Origin of the sequence: Halobacillus sp. HZG1 (genome assembly GCF_035818575.1) — a bacterium.
Taxonomy (GTDB): Bacteria; Bacillota; Bacilli; order Bacillales; family Halobacillaceae; genus Halobacillus; species Halobacillus litoralis.
This window is the reverse complement of record NZ_JAYLVQ010000070.1, coordinates 174,484-189,358: the sequence shown is the minus strand read 5'-3', so window position 1 is coordinate 189,358 and position 14,875 is coordinate 174,484. Positions and strand designations below refer to the sequence as shown.

Below are 14,875 nucleotides of genomic sequence, written 5' to 3'. Positions count from 1 at the left end.
ACAACATGATACTATCCCGCGAGTCTATACAAAACAAGGTGGAGAAAGAGGTGTTGGGCATCGATCCATTTATCCTGGATCATGTTCAGCCTGCTTCTGTTGACTTGACACTGGGCAGGCACTTTATGACAGTGGACGAACATAGTACAGGCCAACTGTCTTTCAAACAGAAAGCTTCCTATCGCGATATCTATATTGGCCATAATGAATCCATAATTATCCCTCCTCATTCATTTATTCTTGCGACGACGAAGGAATGGGTGAAATTACCTGATGATCTCACCGCATTTGTCGAAGGGAGAAGTTCCATCGGGAGGATGGGGTTGTTTGTGCAGAATGCAGGCTGGGTGGATCCGGGATTTGAAGGACGCATCACGCTGGAATTGTTCAATTCAAATCGGTGCCCGATTGAATTGACGGAGGGATGGAGGATTTGTCAACTCGTTCTTGCCCAGATGGATCGACTGACGAACGCCTATCAAGGTAAATATAGGGGTCAATCCAGTACAACAGCTAGTGCTGTATATCGAGATAAAGAGAATCATTTTTAAAAAAATTAAATCGTAAACATTATTATTAAAGGAGAGTATACAGAATGGCTAAGAAATCTAAAGTAGCAAAAGAGAAAAAAAGACAGGAGATGGTAGCGAAATACGCGGAACTTAGAAAAGAGCTGAAAGCCAAAGGAGATTATGAAGCACTTCGAAAGCTTCCTCGTGATTCCTCTCCCACTCGTTTAACAGGGAGGTGTGAAGTGACGGGAAGACCGCGTGGCTATATGAGAAAGTTCAAGATGTCCCGGATCGCCTTCAGAGAATATGCACATAAAGGTCAGATTCCCGGGGTGAAAAAATCAAGCTGGTAAGTGACCAGTGACTGGCCTTCTGTCCCTGATGAAGAGCAGGTGGATCAGGATTATGATATGAGCCACGGATATCTAATGAGTAAAGGGTGAAGTCTATTGGACTTACAAACAGCCATTTATACCTTAAAAGAAAAAGGATATAAACGTACAAAACAAAGAGAGAGAATGCTGAAGATTTTCATCGATCAGCATCATTATCTGGCAGCTAAAGATGTTATAAGGGACATTCAGCAATATTTCCCTGGTGTCAGCTATGCCACCGTTTATAAAAACCTTTATCTTTTAACAGAGGAAAAACTATTGGAAACCATAGAGATGAATAGGGAAAAGCATTTCCGGCTTGCGCGTCCGGGCCATAAGCATCTCTTTATTTGTAAGGCATGCAGGGAAACAAAAGATATAGACCTTTGTCCGATGGAACTCATCAAGAATGATTTGGAAGGGTATGTTATTGAAAATCACAAATTTGAAGTTTATGGGATCTGTCCTCAATGTCATTGAAGTGACAGGGAGCGCATATTAAAAGTAATGATTACTATTTACAAATAGTAATGGTTACGATAATATCAAGTGTGGAATAGAAGGAGGAGAACAAATGTTTAAGAAATTTTTAGGATTATTTAGTTTATGTTTCGTAATCTTTACCATGGCTGCATGTAATGGGGAAGAGGCAAGCAGTGATGAAAGTGAAAAAGAAACGCAGGATTCAACGGAAGAGATGAAGGTGTTTACGACGGTTTATCCGCTACAGTTTTTCACAGAACAAATCGCAGGAGATGCAGCTTCAGTAGAATCTATTCTGCCACCGGGAACCGACCCGCATACTTATGAACCAACGACGAAAGAAATGATAGAAATCGCTGAATCGGATGCTTTCATCTATAACGGTGCAGGATTAGAGCCTTATGCGAAGAAAATCTCTGATTCTATCGAGTCGGAAGATGTTCAAATTCTCGAAGCATCCAAAGGAATAGATTTAAAAGATCACAGTCATAACCACGGCGAAGAAGATAGCCATGACGAACATGCTCACGGTGAGGACGGCCATGCCGACGAGGGAGGTAGTCATGACGAACATTCCGGTGGTGAAGGTAGCGACGAAGAGGGACATGAGGGGCATCATCATGGCGACCAGGACCCTCACGTTTGGCTGGATCCGATCCGTTCCATTGAAATGGCCGAACATATTAAAGACACATTAGTTGAAATAAACCCTGAACAGGAAGACGTATTCCTAGAAAACTTTGAGACGTTGAAAGAAGATCTTGAACGTTTAGACGAAGAGTTCCATACGAAGATCGAAAGCCTGCCTGGGAATAAGATTATCGTATCCCATGCCGCCTATGGCTATTGGGAAGAAAATTACGGCATAGAGCAGGTGGCGGTGTCTGGACTAAGCCCTGCGAATGAACCTTCACAGAAGGACCTGGAAAATATCGTGAAAACGGCTGAAGAAAATGGCTTGAATCATGTCCTTTTCGAACAGAATGTCACCCCTAAAGTAGCAGAAGTTGTACGCCAGGAAATCGACGCCGAGACGTTACGCATCCATAACTTATCTGTCTTAACAGAAGAAGATCTTGAAAATGATGAGGATTACTTCAGCCTCATGAAGCGTAACTTAGAAGTCCTTTCAACCGCTTTAGCGAATCCTTCGGCAGCTTCAGACAACACGGACGAATCGGAGGAGCACGATCATGACCACAGCCATGAACATGGGCATGACGAAGAAGCGGAGAAAATTTATGAGGGCTACTTTGAAGACAGCCAAGTGGAGGAACGAAAACTTTCCGATTGGGAAGGAGACTGGCAGTCGGTGTACCCTTACCATAAAGACGGAACGCTTGATGAAGTCTATGCTCATAAAGCAGAAGAAGGGGACAAGACAGCTGAAGAATACAAGGAATATTATGAGCAGGGGTATAAGACAGATGTGAATCGTATTGATATTCACGGAAAGACCGTCACTTTTTATGAAGATGGAGAAGAACGATCCGGGGACTATGTCTCGGATGGGTATGAAATCTTGACTTACGATAAAGGCAATAGAGGGGTAAGATACATCTTCAAACTGGAGGAAGAAGCGGAAGGCCTTCCAACGTATATTCAGTTTAGTGACCATAGTATCTATCCAACAAAAGCGGATCACTATCACCTGTACTGGGGCGATGACCGTGAGACTTTACTTGAGGAAGTGAGTCACTGGCCGACCTACTATCCATTAGATATGGATGGACAGGAGATTGCCCATGAAATGATGGCCCATTAAAAGGGTAATCTGTTTAGAGTGACTGTTCCAGCTGATTTAAAGAGGAATGGGAAAAGCTGAAGATTGAACACGGTCTTCAGCTTTTTATTATCCAAACAGAGAAATCAATCCCAAGGGGTGGTCATGGATCTATTAAAAAAACTGAAGTATGGAGAACGATAGATATGAAGCAGAGTCGTAAAATGATCGATTTCGCGCGCAGAACCGATTTCAACATTCCTGTTGCATGGAGGAGAGAATTACAGATCGAGGACGGGATGACGGTCACGTTTAACATCGAAAATCAGTGCATCATGATTAAGCCAGCCTACAATAAAACCCTTGATGTCATGAGTACAGTGGGAAGAAAAGGATTGATTTATGTTCCAAAAGAAATCCGTACCCACTTTGAACGGAAAGGGTTGAAACGTTTCTCTATTCGTATGGAAGAAATAGAAAGGGCTGTGATCATGCAACCGTTGAAGCAATAAGGAAAAACTGAGGGGTGTGTCAGAGAGCTTGTTATGAATTCTAGAAGAGTACTCTTTCTGTCATTTCCAATGGGCGCATGCCGTTTTCATATAAGAGAATCATGAAAAGAGCGAACCATCCTGCCATGGTTCGCTCTTTTTGTTATCTCCAGCTTATGAGCACTCGAGGATTTTTTATTAGAGTGTAACTATCCATGTACAAGGGACCTATGATCATCGATCGTACTGAATCCATTCCCATTGAATAAGGCCTCCGGCAAAATTTTAAGAAAAGCCATGTTCCATACGCATATTTTTTGTGTTCAACTAGTAGATTGTTATAAATAGTAACAATTACTATTTATTGAATGGAGGAGGATGTTCGACGTGCCCATACCGACTTATATGATAAGTGGCTTTTTAGGTAGTGGAAAAACCACCGTCTTATTAAAAATGATAGAAGAATGCGAGAGGAAGAACCGACGGGTAGGCGTGATTTTAAATGAACTGGGAGAAGTGAATATAGAAAAACCTCTCTTTCAGAAACAAAACGTGAAAGAACTATTAAACGGCTGCATATGCTGTACTATCAAAGAGGATTTAGAGACGACGTTGGATGAATTTATACTAGAGGCGCAAAAGAATGAACTGGATCTTTTGATCATTGAAGGAACAGGCGTTTCCAACCCTCTCGAAGTGAAGAAAGTATTAGAGAATCCTATGTATTCGTCTCATTTCCGTTTGTATTCGATGATTAGTTTGATAGATTCCAGTACCTTTTTAGAGTATCAGAGTGTGTTTTCAAGCACGGCGGACATAAGGAAACTGCTGGAAGAACAGATCACCAGCGCCGATCTCATTCTATTAAATAAACAGGACCTGACCAAAGGGAAGACGTTAAATAAAACCATCAGGAAAATCAAGGGTCTTACAGGGGAGTCCGTCCCAATCTTTCAGACATCCTATGGGCGTGTCCCATCTCTGGAGTTATGGAAGAGACGAATACAACCTTCGATCCACTCTTCAGCGGAAAGGAGAGAAGAGGAAGCTCATTCCCATCACCACTCCGGGTTGCGTGCCGTGAAGCTCGAGCCCGTACCAAAGATGAAGAAACGAGATTTGGAGAGTTGGTTGAGCGACTTACCTGAAACCATCTTAAGAGGAAAAGGAGTCGTGAATCTTGAAGGTCATGAAGGCCTTTATTCCTTTCAATTTTCCTCCAACATGATCGAGTTTGAGAAGATTAAACATCCAGCAGGCATACATCCGGCAATCATTTTGATTGGTGATCAGCTCCAGCGAACAGAACTCATGCACAGCTTCAGCCGGTTAGGGAAGGTCTGAAATTGGTGAAGCAGCTAAGACGATGCAGAATGGACGCTCGAAGATAACAGTAGAACGAGAAAAAGTACGGGATAGGAGGAAGCTATGACTTTTAGGCTTTACAACACAGTATTGGATGTGACAGCCGTTTTAGCTTTTGTTATGGTTGCTTATTTTGTTACGTATAGTCAATGGCTTGGAAAGAGTGCTTCTATGATCCTGCCCGATTCCTTCAACCAGCTGAACACGATCTTTCTCAGTCTCATCATTGAGGCCATTCCTTTTGTACTCATTGGCGTTCTCATTGCCGGGGCTATTCAAATCTTTATTACAGAAGAACATGTGAAGCGGTGGATCCCGCAAAATAAGTACCGGGCGATCCTGATGGGCTGTCTGGTGGGATCTGTTTTTCCCGCCTGTGAATGTGGCATCGTCCCCATTGTCAGGCGGCTGGTAGCAAAAGGAGTGCCCTTGCCCGCGAGTATTGGATTTCTTCTGACGGGACCATTGATCAACCCGATCGTCATTTTATCTACGTATATGGCCTTTGGGAATGATATGAGAATGGCAGGGTTACGGATGGGTGTGGGTTTTGTTGCGGCGCTGCTGATCGCCCTCTTCATCAGCACTTTATTCAAGTCCAACCAGCTCAAACATTCGGTTTCCGGTTTGTATGGTTCTGAAGGGTCCCCGCAAACAGAAGTATCGTTCATGAAAAAGCTAAAAGGAATGTGTGTCCATTCGATTGACGAATTTTTCGATATGGGAAAGTACTTAATCATTGGTGCTTTCGTTGCTGCCTTTGTTCAGACGTATGTACAAGCCCAGTCCCTCTTTTTGTTCGGCGAAGGATTGATGGGGGCGACGGTCGTCATGATGGGGCTTGCCTTCGTGTTGTCTTTATGTTCAGAGGCGGACGCTTTTATAGGAGCTTCCTTTAGCAGTTTGTTCCCTTCCGGCGCTGTTTTAGCTTTCTTAATCTATGGACCTATGATCGATTTGAAAAATACCATCATGTTGTTGAGTGTGTTCAAGTCCAGGTTCGTGTTCACATTGTTCCTTTCCATCACGGTCATTGTATTCATATGTACGATCACTATATCTATGGTGGGCAGGTGAGTAGGCGGTGCGCTTTCACTTTTATCAATTCATGAAACTGATCCTATTAGCCGCCTTCGCTTTTTTTCTTATTCAATTGCACCATACCGGGGAGATTGTGAAATTGATCAACCCCAAATATGTCCTGATGAGTCAGGTGGCCGCAGGTGTGATCGTTCTTCTGTTCTTCGTCCAGCTGGGGAGAGTATGGCAGGGGAATAGCAGTGAACATGACTTCTGCGCTCCCGGGTGCACCGAGGACCATGATCACAAGCAGTCGTATGTGAAAAGGTGGGTGAGTTACTTGGTTCTGCTTTTTCCTTTATGTACAGGATTTGGATTGGAGCTCACCTCCCTGGATGCTACGATTGCCAAAAATAAAGGTTCCCTTCTCCCCCAAGGAGGAAATGCTTATCAAGAGGAAGCATCATCGAATCCACCGGCTCTCGATGAGAACAAGCCGATCCCCAATACCAACTATTTGACGGATGAGGAATATGAACAGAAAATGGGCCTTCTCAACGATGAAGTGATTGAAATGAACGAGGATATTTTCGCTTCTTATTATCATGAAATAGAAGAAAATCTCCATCAATATAAAGGGAAAACGATTCAAATGAAAGGTTTTGTGTACAAAGAGGAAGGATTAGATCCCAATCAGCTCGTAGTGGCAAGGTTTCTAATCACCCACTGCGTCGCCGATGCCAGGGTCATTGGATGGTTGAGTGAATCGGATGAGGCCGTTAACTTTGGTGTAGATACGTGGGTGGAAGTGCGTGGTGTGATCGATGTTGGTCAGTATAATGGTGTCGAACTTCCAATCATTCAGATAAAAGAAATCACCCCTATTCCTGAGCCGACCAATCCTTACATTTTCCCTATTTTGACGAAAGTTCTATAGAAGAAAAGAGAGTCCCTGTCCCCCTTGTGCAGAAGAGCAAAAGGGGGCAGGGGCTTTATATTATATAAACTGTCTCAAAGGCTAAGTGTTACCAGAGGATCCCCGTTGCTAAAGAAGTCATATACGTTCCTCCTCTAGTTCGTTTTCATCAGCAGGTAGATAAAGTAGGGGGCACCTATAGCTGAAACGACAATACCTACAGGAATCTCGGACGGGGCGAGTAAGTTGCGCCCGATCATATCGGCTGTGAGCAGGAGCAGGGCACCAATAAGTGCGGATGATGGAATCAACAGCTCATGCTTCGGTCCGATCAGCCTTCTTGCAAGGTGGGGGGCGACAAGACCAAGGAAAGCGATGCTTCCTGCAACCGCTACGCTTGCACCTGCCAATCCAACGGCCACAAGTAACAGGATCCTTCGTTCCCGTTCCACTCTTGTCCCAAGTCCTGTAGCCAACTGGTCACCCAAGCTCAAAACATTCAAGAACCTGGCTTTGTATAGGGCGAACGGAATGAGTAGCAGCATCCACGGTAAAACCGCTAGAACATACTTCCAATTCGTCCCCCATATACTTCCTGACAGCCAGATGGTCGCCTGCATGAAATCACGTGGATTCATTTTCAGTTGGAAAACGATGAGCACCGCACCGAAGGCAGCGTTCACTCCGATACCGACGAGAATCAGTCGCACGGGTGTCACACCTTTTTTCCAAGCTAATACATAAATGAGAAAAGCCGCAGCGGCTGCCCCGATCATTGCCATGAACGGCATGATGAAAATAGATAAAGTACCAAGTGAGGTGCTAGCCCCTTGTGAAAAATAAATATAAAGGACAACAGCAAATCCAGCGCCGGCATTAATTCCAAGAATACCTGGGTCTGCCAAACCATTTTGCGAAACGCCCTGTAAGATAGCGCCTGAAACGGCCAGACCTGCTCCTACTAACATGGCTATGACGAGTCTCGGAAGCCTGAAGTCGAATAAGACAAGCTCCTGACGCTCTGAACCCAATCCAAGCATGGTTCTGAACACGTCCAGAGGGCCGATTTGAATGACGCCCGTATGGAGACTGACTAACAAGGTAATGACGATTAAGACTGCGAGCAGCCCCATCGTCAAGAAGGCTTTCCTGTTTTTTCTTTTTATCGAATCCATCATTAAAGACCTCTCCCTTCACGTCGTGCTAAATAGAGGAAGAATGGAACTCCAACCATGGCTGTGATCGCCCCGATAGGCGTCTCATAAGGCGGATTCACCATACGTGCACCAATGTCAGCGAGGACGAGTAATAAACCGCCCAAAACGGCTGAACACGGGAGGATCCATTTATAATCAAGTCCGACAAGGAACCGGGTAATATGAGGGATAACCAATCCTACAAACCCCACATTTCCTGCGACGGACACGGCTGCTCCTGTCATAAGAAGAACGACTATGGTTCCAAGAACTTTCACCATGGTCGTCCGCTGGCCGAGTCCTTTCGCAACATTTTCTCCAAGGCTTAATACGGTGACCGATCGTGCGATGAATATAGCGATCAATCCACCAATAACAACAACCGGTAGAACAAATTGAACTTGGATCCATTGCGTCCCAGCGACTCCTCCTGCGTACCAGAAGCTCATGTCCTGGGCGACTTCAAAATGAATAGCGATCCCTGAAGAGAAAGCACTCAACAATGCTCCCACGGCTGTACCCGCAAGCGCCAGTTTTACTGGGGAAAGGCCGCCTTTGGAGAATGACCCGATTAGAAACACAACCCCTGCTGCAAGTCCCGCTCCGATAAAAGAAAAAAACATGAGACCAAGAGGAGACGTGCCGGGGAAGAAAGCGAATGCGATCGCGATCATTAAAGCGGACCCGTCCGTTACCCCCATAATAGAAGGGGAGGCGAGGGGGTTCCGTGTCATCCCTTGCATGATGGCACCGGAAACCGCCAAAAATGCACCGATGATGGCGGCTACAATGGCTCTGGGCATCCGCAGTTCCTGGATGATCTGGTGGGAGGTAAGGTCCGGATTGTATTGGAAGACCCCATTCCAGACGGTTGTGAAACTGATATCCGCTGCTCCCAGCATGACAGAAAAACCGATACTTACGATCAACAGTGCCGTCCCGGCGATGAGGATGAGCGTAGCCATAAGAGGGCGGCTTTTATATTGTTTTTTAGTTGATTTTTGTGTCGGAACATTCGACTGACCTTCCTTTGGTCTTTCCATGTTTCTCTCCACCTCTATTTCTTGCCACTTAATGCGGAAACTTTATTTGTGTTTTTTACGTCGCGCATTTATAATTGATAACGATTATCATAATCATTCATACATACATGGAGCTCGGAGGGTTTTATTATGATTAAAGAAGATCGAAAACAAGTGTACGATTTCCTAGCGAAGAATGCATTCATTCATATCGAATCGGATTTTGATGATAAAATCGATTACAGGGTAAGTGACATTATAGAAAATGAAACAAATGCTGCCGAATTTATACAAGTGCAAAAGGCGCATCGAGGCACAGAAGTTTCCACGATTGTAGGGACGCTGTTCGGTAAGCGATACACTGTTCTCGCTATGGGGATCTTCTCGCTTCTTATAAGAAGAGGGATCATGATTGATACAGCGCCACACCTCATCGGAATCAAGCTGGAAGAGGGAAAACCGAACCGGTACTTTATCGAGGAAGAAGCGGTGAAAGAAGTCTCTGATTTAACGACTGCACAGCTTCATGGGCTTATTCGCACGTTCTTGAAAAGCCACTTAGAACCTCTCTTTTCAGCTGTAGCTGCTGCTTCTCGCTGCAAAGCTGAGCATCTTCATTCTTTTGTCGCTCATAACCTGTTTCAACGCCGTCTATTATTGATGCGTCAAGAGCAAGCGGATGAGCAGACGATTGATCACTATTTGAACCTTTTTACTACAGATGAGCTATTTGGAGTGGAGGAAAGTAACCCACTAGCCTTCACATTCCCGTTGCATAAGCCCGAGGAAGGCGAGCCCTTCTACATTCGTGAGCACTGCTGTCTTTCCTACTTGTTGCATGACCGAGACCTTTCCCATTGTTGTGGAACATGCCCGCATCTTTTCAAATCGTCAACAAAAAGAGAAGGCTAAACTTAACGAAGAAGTTTAGCCTTTTTTTCTTTACTCGTTTACATACTCCATGGCTTCTTCAACCATTTGTGTCCGGCCGATGGCTCCCCATGCTTTATAAATCCAGAAGTCCGTCTTCAATACGTTTTCATTTTCAACGGCTTCCAGGTCTTTCCACAAATTACTGTCTTGAATGGAAGAGTAGTTTTCAGGTCCTCCCGAAGAGTCCACCTGCAGGAAGATATGGTCGGCGCCAAGTTCTGGGATCACTTCCATCGATAGATCCCCACGCTCTTTCTCGTCTGTTAATTCCGATGGCTCAAAGCCAAGGTCATGGTATAACATGGACACCATCGGGTGAGTGGTTTCCGGGTAGATTTGAATCACTTTTTCACGAATACGAAGGAATGCCATTTTGTTATTTTCCATGTTGGTGATGGTTTCGTTCGCTTCTGCTACCTTTTCTTCAAGCTCAGCGATTTTTTCTTTGGCCACATCTTCTTTATCGAAGATTTTTGCGATTTTCATAAGGTCCTGCTGCCAAAAGTCCGGATCATTCCGTTCTTCATCAGAGGATGCGCCCAACACGACAGTCGGTGCGATTTTCTCTAAATCTTCATACACTTCCGATGCTGTATAATCATCGACAAGAATAAGATCCGGCTCGAGTTCGAGGATTTTTTCCAAATTGACTTCCGCAGCTGAACCTACAATTTCAGCACCTTCCAGCTGATCGGCAAGGTAGGGAATATAGTCCCCGCCATATTGAGATTGAGCGGTAACGCCGACAGGTTTTACACCAATCGTTAACAGGTGGTCAAAATAACTAGGACGAAGAGCCACGACTTTCTCCACGTTTTCTGGTATTTCGGTTTCCCCTTTTAAATGCGAAATGGTTTTCGCTTCCGTTTCGGTCGTTTGTTCTGTCTTCTCTGTGTCTTCCTCTTGTGCGTCTGTGGACCCTTCGGTATCCGAGCAGCCAACAAGCAGGAGCACACTTATAAGCAATGCGAACATCACATATGTACGTAATCTCATGTCCAATCTCCTCTTTTCTATTTTTTGTAATAATGATAATCATTATCATTAACCAACGATAATGATAACCATTTTCAATGAATAAATCAAGGCTTATTGGGATATTGGTCTTATTTTTTGCATTTACTTTCAGATGAGTGAGGATGGGTCGATCGTGCATACAGGGCTTTAGTGGAAAGGAGGGATTCGATGGAATCATCACGTACAATAGCGTTAATTGGCTATGAGGGAATTAGATCGAAGGCTCACGCTTTTTTGAAAAAGAATCTCTTCCAGCTAGTTCATTGAAGATTTGAGTTGTCTTGCTAAAACATGAATCAAAACTATTGAACTCAACGAATTAGAGTGGTGAAAAAACGACAAGGTTGATTCTTAAAAAAATAAAAAACTTTCCATTTCATAGACACCAAACACACACTTCCTTCGATTATAGAATGGAGGAAGTGTTTTTCTATGCACAAATCCTCCATCTTTCCATAAGAATAGGAGAATCCAAATGAACTATATTAAAGCGATCAACGCCTTCTACGATCATCAGGAATTCAACCCTCTAACTTCTGCTGCCATCAACCTTTGGCACAGCCTCATGCATGTGAATAACAAATCCCGTTGGAAAAAAGAATTCTCGGCCTCGATGACCGTCCTTTGCCTGAAATCCAACTTGAGCGAAAGCAGCATTCGGAAAGCACGCAAGGAACTCGTGGAGAAAGGGTATGTGACGTTCACTTCGAGACCAGGCAACCAGGCTCCCATCTATCGGCTCCTCCCTTTATATGAAGAAATGGACAGCGAGAGCGACAGTGTGGAGGAGAACAATGGCGGCAAGTCGAACGGTAGCGATACCGGCAAGTCGAACACATTAAGTAAACAAAACGAAACGAAAGAAAAAGAAGCAGTAGTAGAAAAGCCAGCTGAGAATCCCCACCATTTTTACGAAAACAACATCGGGACGTTGTCGCCGTTCATCGCAGAAAAAATCACTCAGTGGTGTGAAGAGTTGTCTGATAAACTCGTCATCCAATCGATGAAGCTTGCGGTCAAGAGCAACAAGCCTTTCTTCAGCTATTGTGAAGGCATTCTGAAACAGTGGCAGCAAGGTGGCGTCCGCACCCTAAGAGGAGCGGAACGAGCCCAGCAGGATCACAAGAAGCAGAGGACCAATTCGAAACATGAGAAAAACAAATCGGTGTTCGATAAGTTGAGAGAGGAGGTGCAGGGATGAAGAGAGAAGAAGCCATCGAGGTACTTGAGACGATCAGTGAATTGTATCCACAGAAATTCGATATCACCGAGCGTGTCGCGAATATGCTGATTCCGAAGCTCTTGGAGATGGATTACCATGGGGTGATGGCCAAGCTTTCCGATTTCGCTGTCCGTAGTCCGTTCCCGCCGATCATCGGTGAAATCGCAGTCTATCAACCGGAGGAAAACCGTCACTTGGAGCAGATGAAAGTGTGGGAGGCGGAAGCAGCGGAAGTATCTGATGAGATCCGCCAGCGGTTCATGGACAAGCTCCGAACACTCGCAGAGGAGAAGTCCCATGAGTCATAATCTACAGACGGAACAGGCCGTGTTAGGTATTTTTCTCGTAGACGGGGAGAAAATCAAGCAGACGACGCTCGCCCCAGAGCATTTCTCCAGACACGACCATCGACGCATTTTCCTAGCGATGCAGCAGGTGGACAACAAGGGAACACCGGTGGATATGGTGACGGTCACAACGAGTCTCGGAGATGAAATCCCCCAGGTGGGGGGAGTGAGCTACTTGCTCGGGCTGGCCGAATCCGTCCCGACGATCGAGAACTTCCACTTCTATGAAAAGCTCCTCGTCGAATCCTACACGAACCAGCAAATGAGACAGTCGGCGATCAAATACATCGAGAACCCGAGTGCTGATGCGCTGCTCGGCTTGAAACAGCAGCTCCATTTGATGGATCAGGACACGGAAGCGGATGAACAGACGGTGAAAGAGCAGCTCAGTGACATCGCTATGGAGATGATCTCATCCCCCGTCCAGACGGGTTTAGCCACAGGGTTCGAAGACTATGACAAAATGACCGGAGGCGCGCAGCGTGGCGATTTGATCATCGTCGCTGCCAGGCCTTCGATGGGGAAGACCGCCTTCGCCTTGAACATCGCCATGAACCACTGCAAGAACGGAGGAGCCGTCGACCTGTTCAGTCTGGAAATGGGATCCAAGCAGCTGTTGCAGCGGATGATTTCATCAGAAGCACGCATCGACGGTCAGAAGTGGCGCACGATGTGTTTTTCCGCAGAGGACTATAAACGTTCCTTTCATGCCATAGGAGAAATCGCCGAATGGAAACTGTCGATCCACGAGCGACAACAAACCGTCCAAGACATCACGACGAAAATCAGAGCCTCCGTAGCTTCCGACCCCGACCATGATCACCTCATCATCATCGATTACCTGCAACTGATGAATGTCAAAGGCCGCTTTGAACGCCGCGACCTGGAAGTCGGTGCCATCACCCGCGAACTGAAACTCCTCGCTCGTGAACTCAACCTCCCGATCATCCTTCTCTCCCAACTCTCCCGAAGCGTCGAACAACGCCAGGATAAACGCCCGATGATGTCCGACTTGAGGGAATCCGGCAACATCGAGCAGGACGCCGACGTTATCAGCTTTTTGTACCGTGATGACTACTATTCTCAGGAAGGAAGTGATGTGGTGGAGGTGATTTTGAGGAAGCAGCGGAATGGTCCGGTGGGGACGGTGATGTTGGGGTTTAACAAAGAGTTCGGGCGATTCTCCTGATCTTGATTATTTAGTGAGTCAATACCAGCGCTAGGGAATGAGAACAGGTTCAAAAAAGCTAGATGCTTCCTCTTAGACATCTCTGCTGATTTGGATGATGATTGGTTGTAAATATGTATATCCCCAAGCCTTTAAGTGAGAGGCAAATAAGAATGGAAATATAATAAAAGATCTTTTAATAATAATTTACAAAGTAAAACACTGTTAAAATAAGAGGGTAGCGTAAACTTGATACCTACATCATGTATGTTTATAGTTTATTAAAGTTATGATTACTTCTATTTCAAAAAAGAAAATTAAGTAATAAGCGAGTTAGTTTAATTAGACAATAATAAAGTATATAACTCTCATATATAATGGGGGGTATTTTTATGGAATTTCTATATTGAACTTTAAAGGAGTACTATTTAACAAGACGTTAAAAGCTAGAAGTTATGATTGGTACCTTCACGAATTCCCCATCTTCCTTCGCCTTTTCCATTTGGAGCATATAATAAATTTGCTTGATCTCCAGTAGTACCTCGGAAAATATCACAATCGCTATAGTGAAGGTAAATATTCTTTCGAATTTGAACCTTCGAATTTGTGTATCTATTTAGTCTATTAATCTACTACCTTCGACTTCTTTGTATATTTCTTGAAGAGTCCCTTCTCCAACTAATCTTTTCATTGCAGTAGTAATGACATCAATCCACTTGTAATGTTGAGACATTATTTCACTCCTTCTCCTTTTATAATTTAATTTATTTTCACTAAGTAATAGTATGGTTTTGAAGTGTGTGTACAAAAAGCTCATTGTCATAGGTAGTCGGAATTCTAGCAATAGCTAATATGAATCATATCAATGTATTATAAAATAAGAAATATACTTCGTTGGCAGAAATTCCTTGAATCATGAATAATAACAATAGCTAATAAGTCTTTTGAAGAACAATTGATTGTTGAAATTAGAGAAAAATTGATGAAAATTGCAAAGGCAAGCAATTTGATGAGTACAGTGACCTATAGAAATTATTCTAGAGCTGAATGTAAAATAAAGTTACATTATTTGTATTAAATTACATG

The 14,875-nt window shown here is 44.3% G+C and carries 15 protein-coding genes; 12 read left to right on the top strand and 3 right to left on the bottom strand.

Going from position 1 to position 14,875, the window contains the following annotated elements; all coding sequences use genetic code 11:
• Positions 1–5 precede the first annotated feature (5 nt).
• The 8 genes from dcd (at position 6) to VKA52_RS14045 (ending at position 6,905) form a co-directional block, all read left to right on the top strand.
• Positions 6–551, top strand: coding sequence for a dCTP deaminase (gene dcd / locus VKA52_RS14080; protein ID WP_326316119.1), 546 nt, complete (start codon positions 6–8; stop codon positions 549–551).
• Between the two features lie 44 nt (positions 552–595).
• Positions 596–865, top strand: coding sequence for a 30S ribosomal protein S14 (gene rpsN / locus VKA52_RS14075; protein WP_326316118.1), 270 nt, complete (start codon positions 596–598; stop codon positions 863–865).
• Positions 866–961: 96 nt separating this feature from the next.
• The gene (locus tag VKA52_RS14070) at positions 962–1,366 is read left to right on the top strand and encodes a Fur family transcriptional regulator (protein WP_326316117.1); all 405 of its coding nucleotides are present in this window, start codon (positions 962–964) and stop codon (positions 1,364–1,366) included.
• Positions 1,367–1,460: 94 nt separating this feature from the next.
• Complete coding sequence (locus tag VKA52_RS14065; RefSeq protein WP_326316116.1) at positions 1,461–3,134, top strand: metal ABC transporter solute-binding protein, Zn/Mn family; 1,674 nt, start codon at positions 1,461–1,463, stop codon at positions 3,132–3,134.
• A gap of 164 nt (positions 3,135–3,298) precedes the next feature.
• Positions 3,299–3,604, top strand: coding sequence for a hypothetical protein (locus VKA52_RS14060; RefSeq protein ID WP_326316115.1), 306 nt, complete (start codon positions 3,299–3,301; stop codon positions 3,602–3,604).
• Between the two features lie 366 nt (positions 3,605–3,970).
• On the top strand, positions 3,971–4,927 hold the full coding sequence (locus VKA52_RS14055) for a CobW family GTP-binding protein (RefSeq protein ID WP_326316114.1): 957 nt from the start codon (positions 3,971–3,973) through the stop codon (positions 4,925–4,927).
• 84 nt (positions 4,928–5,011) lie between these two features.
• Positions 5,012–6,025 (top strand): permease, encoded by a 1,014-nt coding sequence (locus tag VKA52_RS14050; protein ID WP_326316113.1) that lies wholly within the window; start codon positions 5,012–5,014, stop codon positions 6,023–6,025.
• 31 nt (positions 6,026–6,056) lie between these two features.
• Positions 6,057–6,905 carry a TIGR03943 family putative permease subunit gene (locus tag VKA52_RS14045; RefSeq protein WP_326316112.1) on the top strand — a complete coding sequence of 283 codons (849 nt, stop codon included), beginning with the start codon at positions 6,057–6,059 and terminating at the stop codon, positions 6,903–6,905.
• A gap of 134 nt (positions 6,906–7,039) precedes the next feature.
• On the opposite strand, the gene VKA52_RS14040 is transcribed toward VKA52_RS14045, so the two are convergent.
• On the bottom strand, positions 7,040–8,059 hold the full coding sequence (locus VKA52_RS14040) for a FecCD family ABC transporter permease (protein WP_326316220.1): 1,020 nt from the start codon (positions 8,057–8,059) through the stop codon (positions 7,040–7,042).
• A gap of 2 nt (positions 8,060–8,061) precedes the next feature.
• Positions 8,062–9,045 (bottom strand): FecCD family ABC transporter permease, encoded by a 984-nt coding sequence (locus tag VKA52_RS14035; RefSeq protein WP_326316219.1) that lies wholly within the window; start codon positions 9,043–9,045, stop codon positions 8,062–8,064.
• Positions 9,046–9,252: 207 nt separating this feature from the next.
• Between VKA52_RS14035 and VKA52_RS14030 the strand changes: the two genes are divergently transcribed.
• Complete coding sequence (locus VKA52_RS14030) at positions 9,253–10,014, top strand: (2Fe-2S)-binding protein (RefSeq protein WP_326316111.1); 762 nt, start codon at positions 9,253–9,255, stop codon at positions 10,012–10,014.
• A 30-nt stretch (positions 10,015–10,044) separates the two neighbouring features.
• Here the strand turns inward: VKA52_RS14030 and VKA52_RS14025 are convergent, their stop codons facing one another.
• Complete coding sequence (locus VKA52_RS14025) at positions 10,045–11,031, bottom strand: ABC transporter substrate-binding protein (protein WP_326316110.1); 987 nt, start codon at positions 11,029–11,031, stop codon at positions 10,045–10,047.
• Positions 11,032–11,527: 496 nt separating this feature from the next.
• Between VKA52_RS14025 and VKA52_RS14020 the strand changes: the two genes are divergently transcribed.
• The 3 genes from VKA52_RS14020 to dnaB are packed head-to-tail and all read left to right on the top strand — an operon-like array spanning position 11,528 to position 13,810.
• The gene (locus VKA52_RS14020; protein WP_326316109.1) at positions 11,528–12,253 is read left to right on the top strand and encodes a DnaD domain protein; all 726 of its coding nucleotides are present in this window, start codon (positions 11,528–11,530) and stop codon (positions 12,251–12,253) included.
• On the top strand, positions 12,250–12,582 hold the full coding sequence (locus VKA52_RS14015) for a hypothetical protein (protein ID WP_326316108.1): 333 nt from the start codon (positions 12,250–12,252) through the stop codon (positions 12,580–12,582). The genes VKA52_RS14020 and VKA52_RS14015 overlap by 4 nt, the downstream gene beginning before the upstream one ends.
• The gene (dnaB, locus tag VKA52_RS14010) at positions 12,572–13,810 is read left to right on the top strand and encodes a replicative DNA helicase (protein ID WP_326316107.1); all 1,239 of its coding nucleotides are present in this window, start codon (positions 12,572–12,574) and stop codon (positions 13,808–13,810) included. The genes VKA52_RS14015 and dnaB overlap by 11 nt, the downstream gene beginning before the upstream one ends.
• Positions 13,811–14,875 lie beyond the last annotated feature (1,065 nt).

What these genes read in the sequence shown, in the direction of transcription:
- dcd (WP_326316119.1), top strand. Translation starts at nt 6, where the DNA reads ATGATACTATCCCGCGAGTCTATACAAAACAAGGTGGAGAAAGAGGTG.
- rpsN (WP_326316118.1), top strand. Translation starts at nt 596, where the DNA reads ATGGCTAAGAAATCTAAAGTAGCAAAAGAGAAAAAAAGACAGGAGATG.
- VKA52_RS14065 (WP_326316116.1), top strand. Translation starts at nt 1,461, where the DNA reads ATGTTTAAGAAATTTTTAGGATTATTTAGTTTATGTTTCGTAATCTTT.
- VKA52_RS14060 (WP_326316115.1), top strand. Translation starts at nt 3,299, where the DNA reads ATGAAGCAGAGTCGTAAAATGATCGATTTCGCGCGCAGAACCGATTTC.
- VKA52_RS14050 (WP_326316113.1), top strand. Translation starts at nt 5,012, where the DNA reads ATGACTTTTAGGCTTTACAACACAGTATTGGATGTGACAGCCGTTTTA.
- VKA52_RS14045 (WP_326316112.1), top strand. Translation starts at nt 6,057, where the DNA reads ATGAAACTGATCCTATTAGCCGCCTTCGCTTTTTTTCTTATTCAATTG.
- VKA52_RS14040 (WP_326316220.1), bottom strand. Translation starts at nt 8,059, where the DNA reads ATGGATTCGATAAAAAGAAAAAACAGGAAAGCCTTCTTGACGATGGGG.
- VKA52_RS14035 (WP_326316219.1), bottom strand. Translation starts at nt 9,045, where the DNA reads ATGGCTACGCTCATCCTCATCGCCGGGACGGCACTGTTGATCGTAAGT.
- VKA52_RS14030 (WP_326316111.1), top strand. Translation starts at nt 9,253, where the DNA reads ATGATTAAAGAAGATCGAAAACAAGTGTACGATTTCCTAGCGAAGAAT.
- VKA52_RS14025 (WP_326316110.1), bottom strand. Translation starts at nt 11,031, where the DNA reads ATGAGATTACGTACATATGTGATGTTCGCATTGCTTATAAGTGTGCTC.
- VKA52_RS14020 (WP_326316109.1), top strand. Translation starts at nt 11,528, where the DNA reads ATGAACTATATTAAAGCGATCAACGCCTTCTACGATCATCAGGAATTC.
- VKA52_RS14015 (WP_326316108.1), top strand. Translation starts at nt 12,250, where the DNA reads ATGAAGAGAGAAGAAGCCATCGAGGTACTTGAGACGATCAGTGAATTG.
- dnaB (WP_326316107.1), top strand. Translation starts at nt 12,572, where the DNA reads ATGAGTCATAATCTACAGACGGAACAGGCCGTGTTAGGTATTTTTCTC.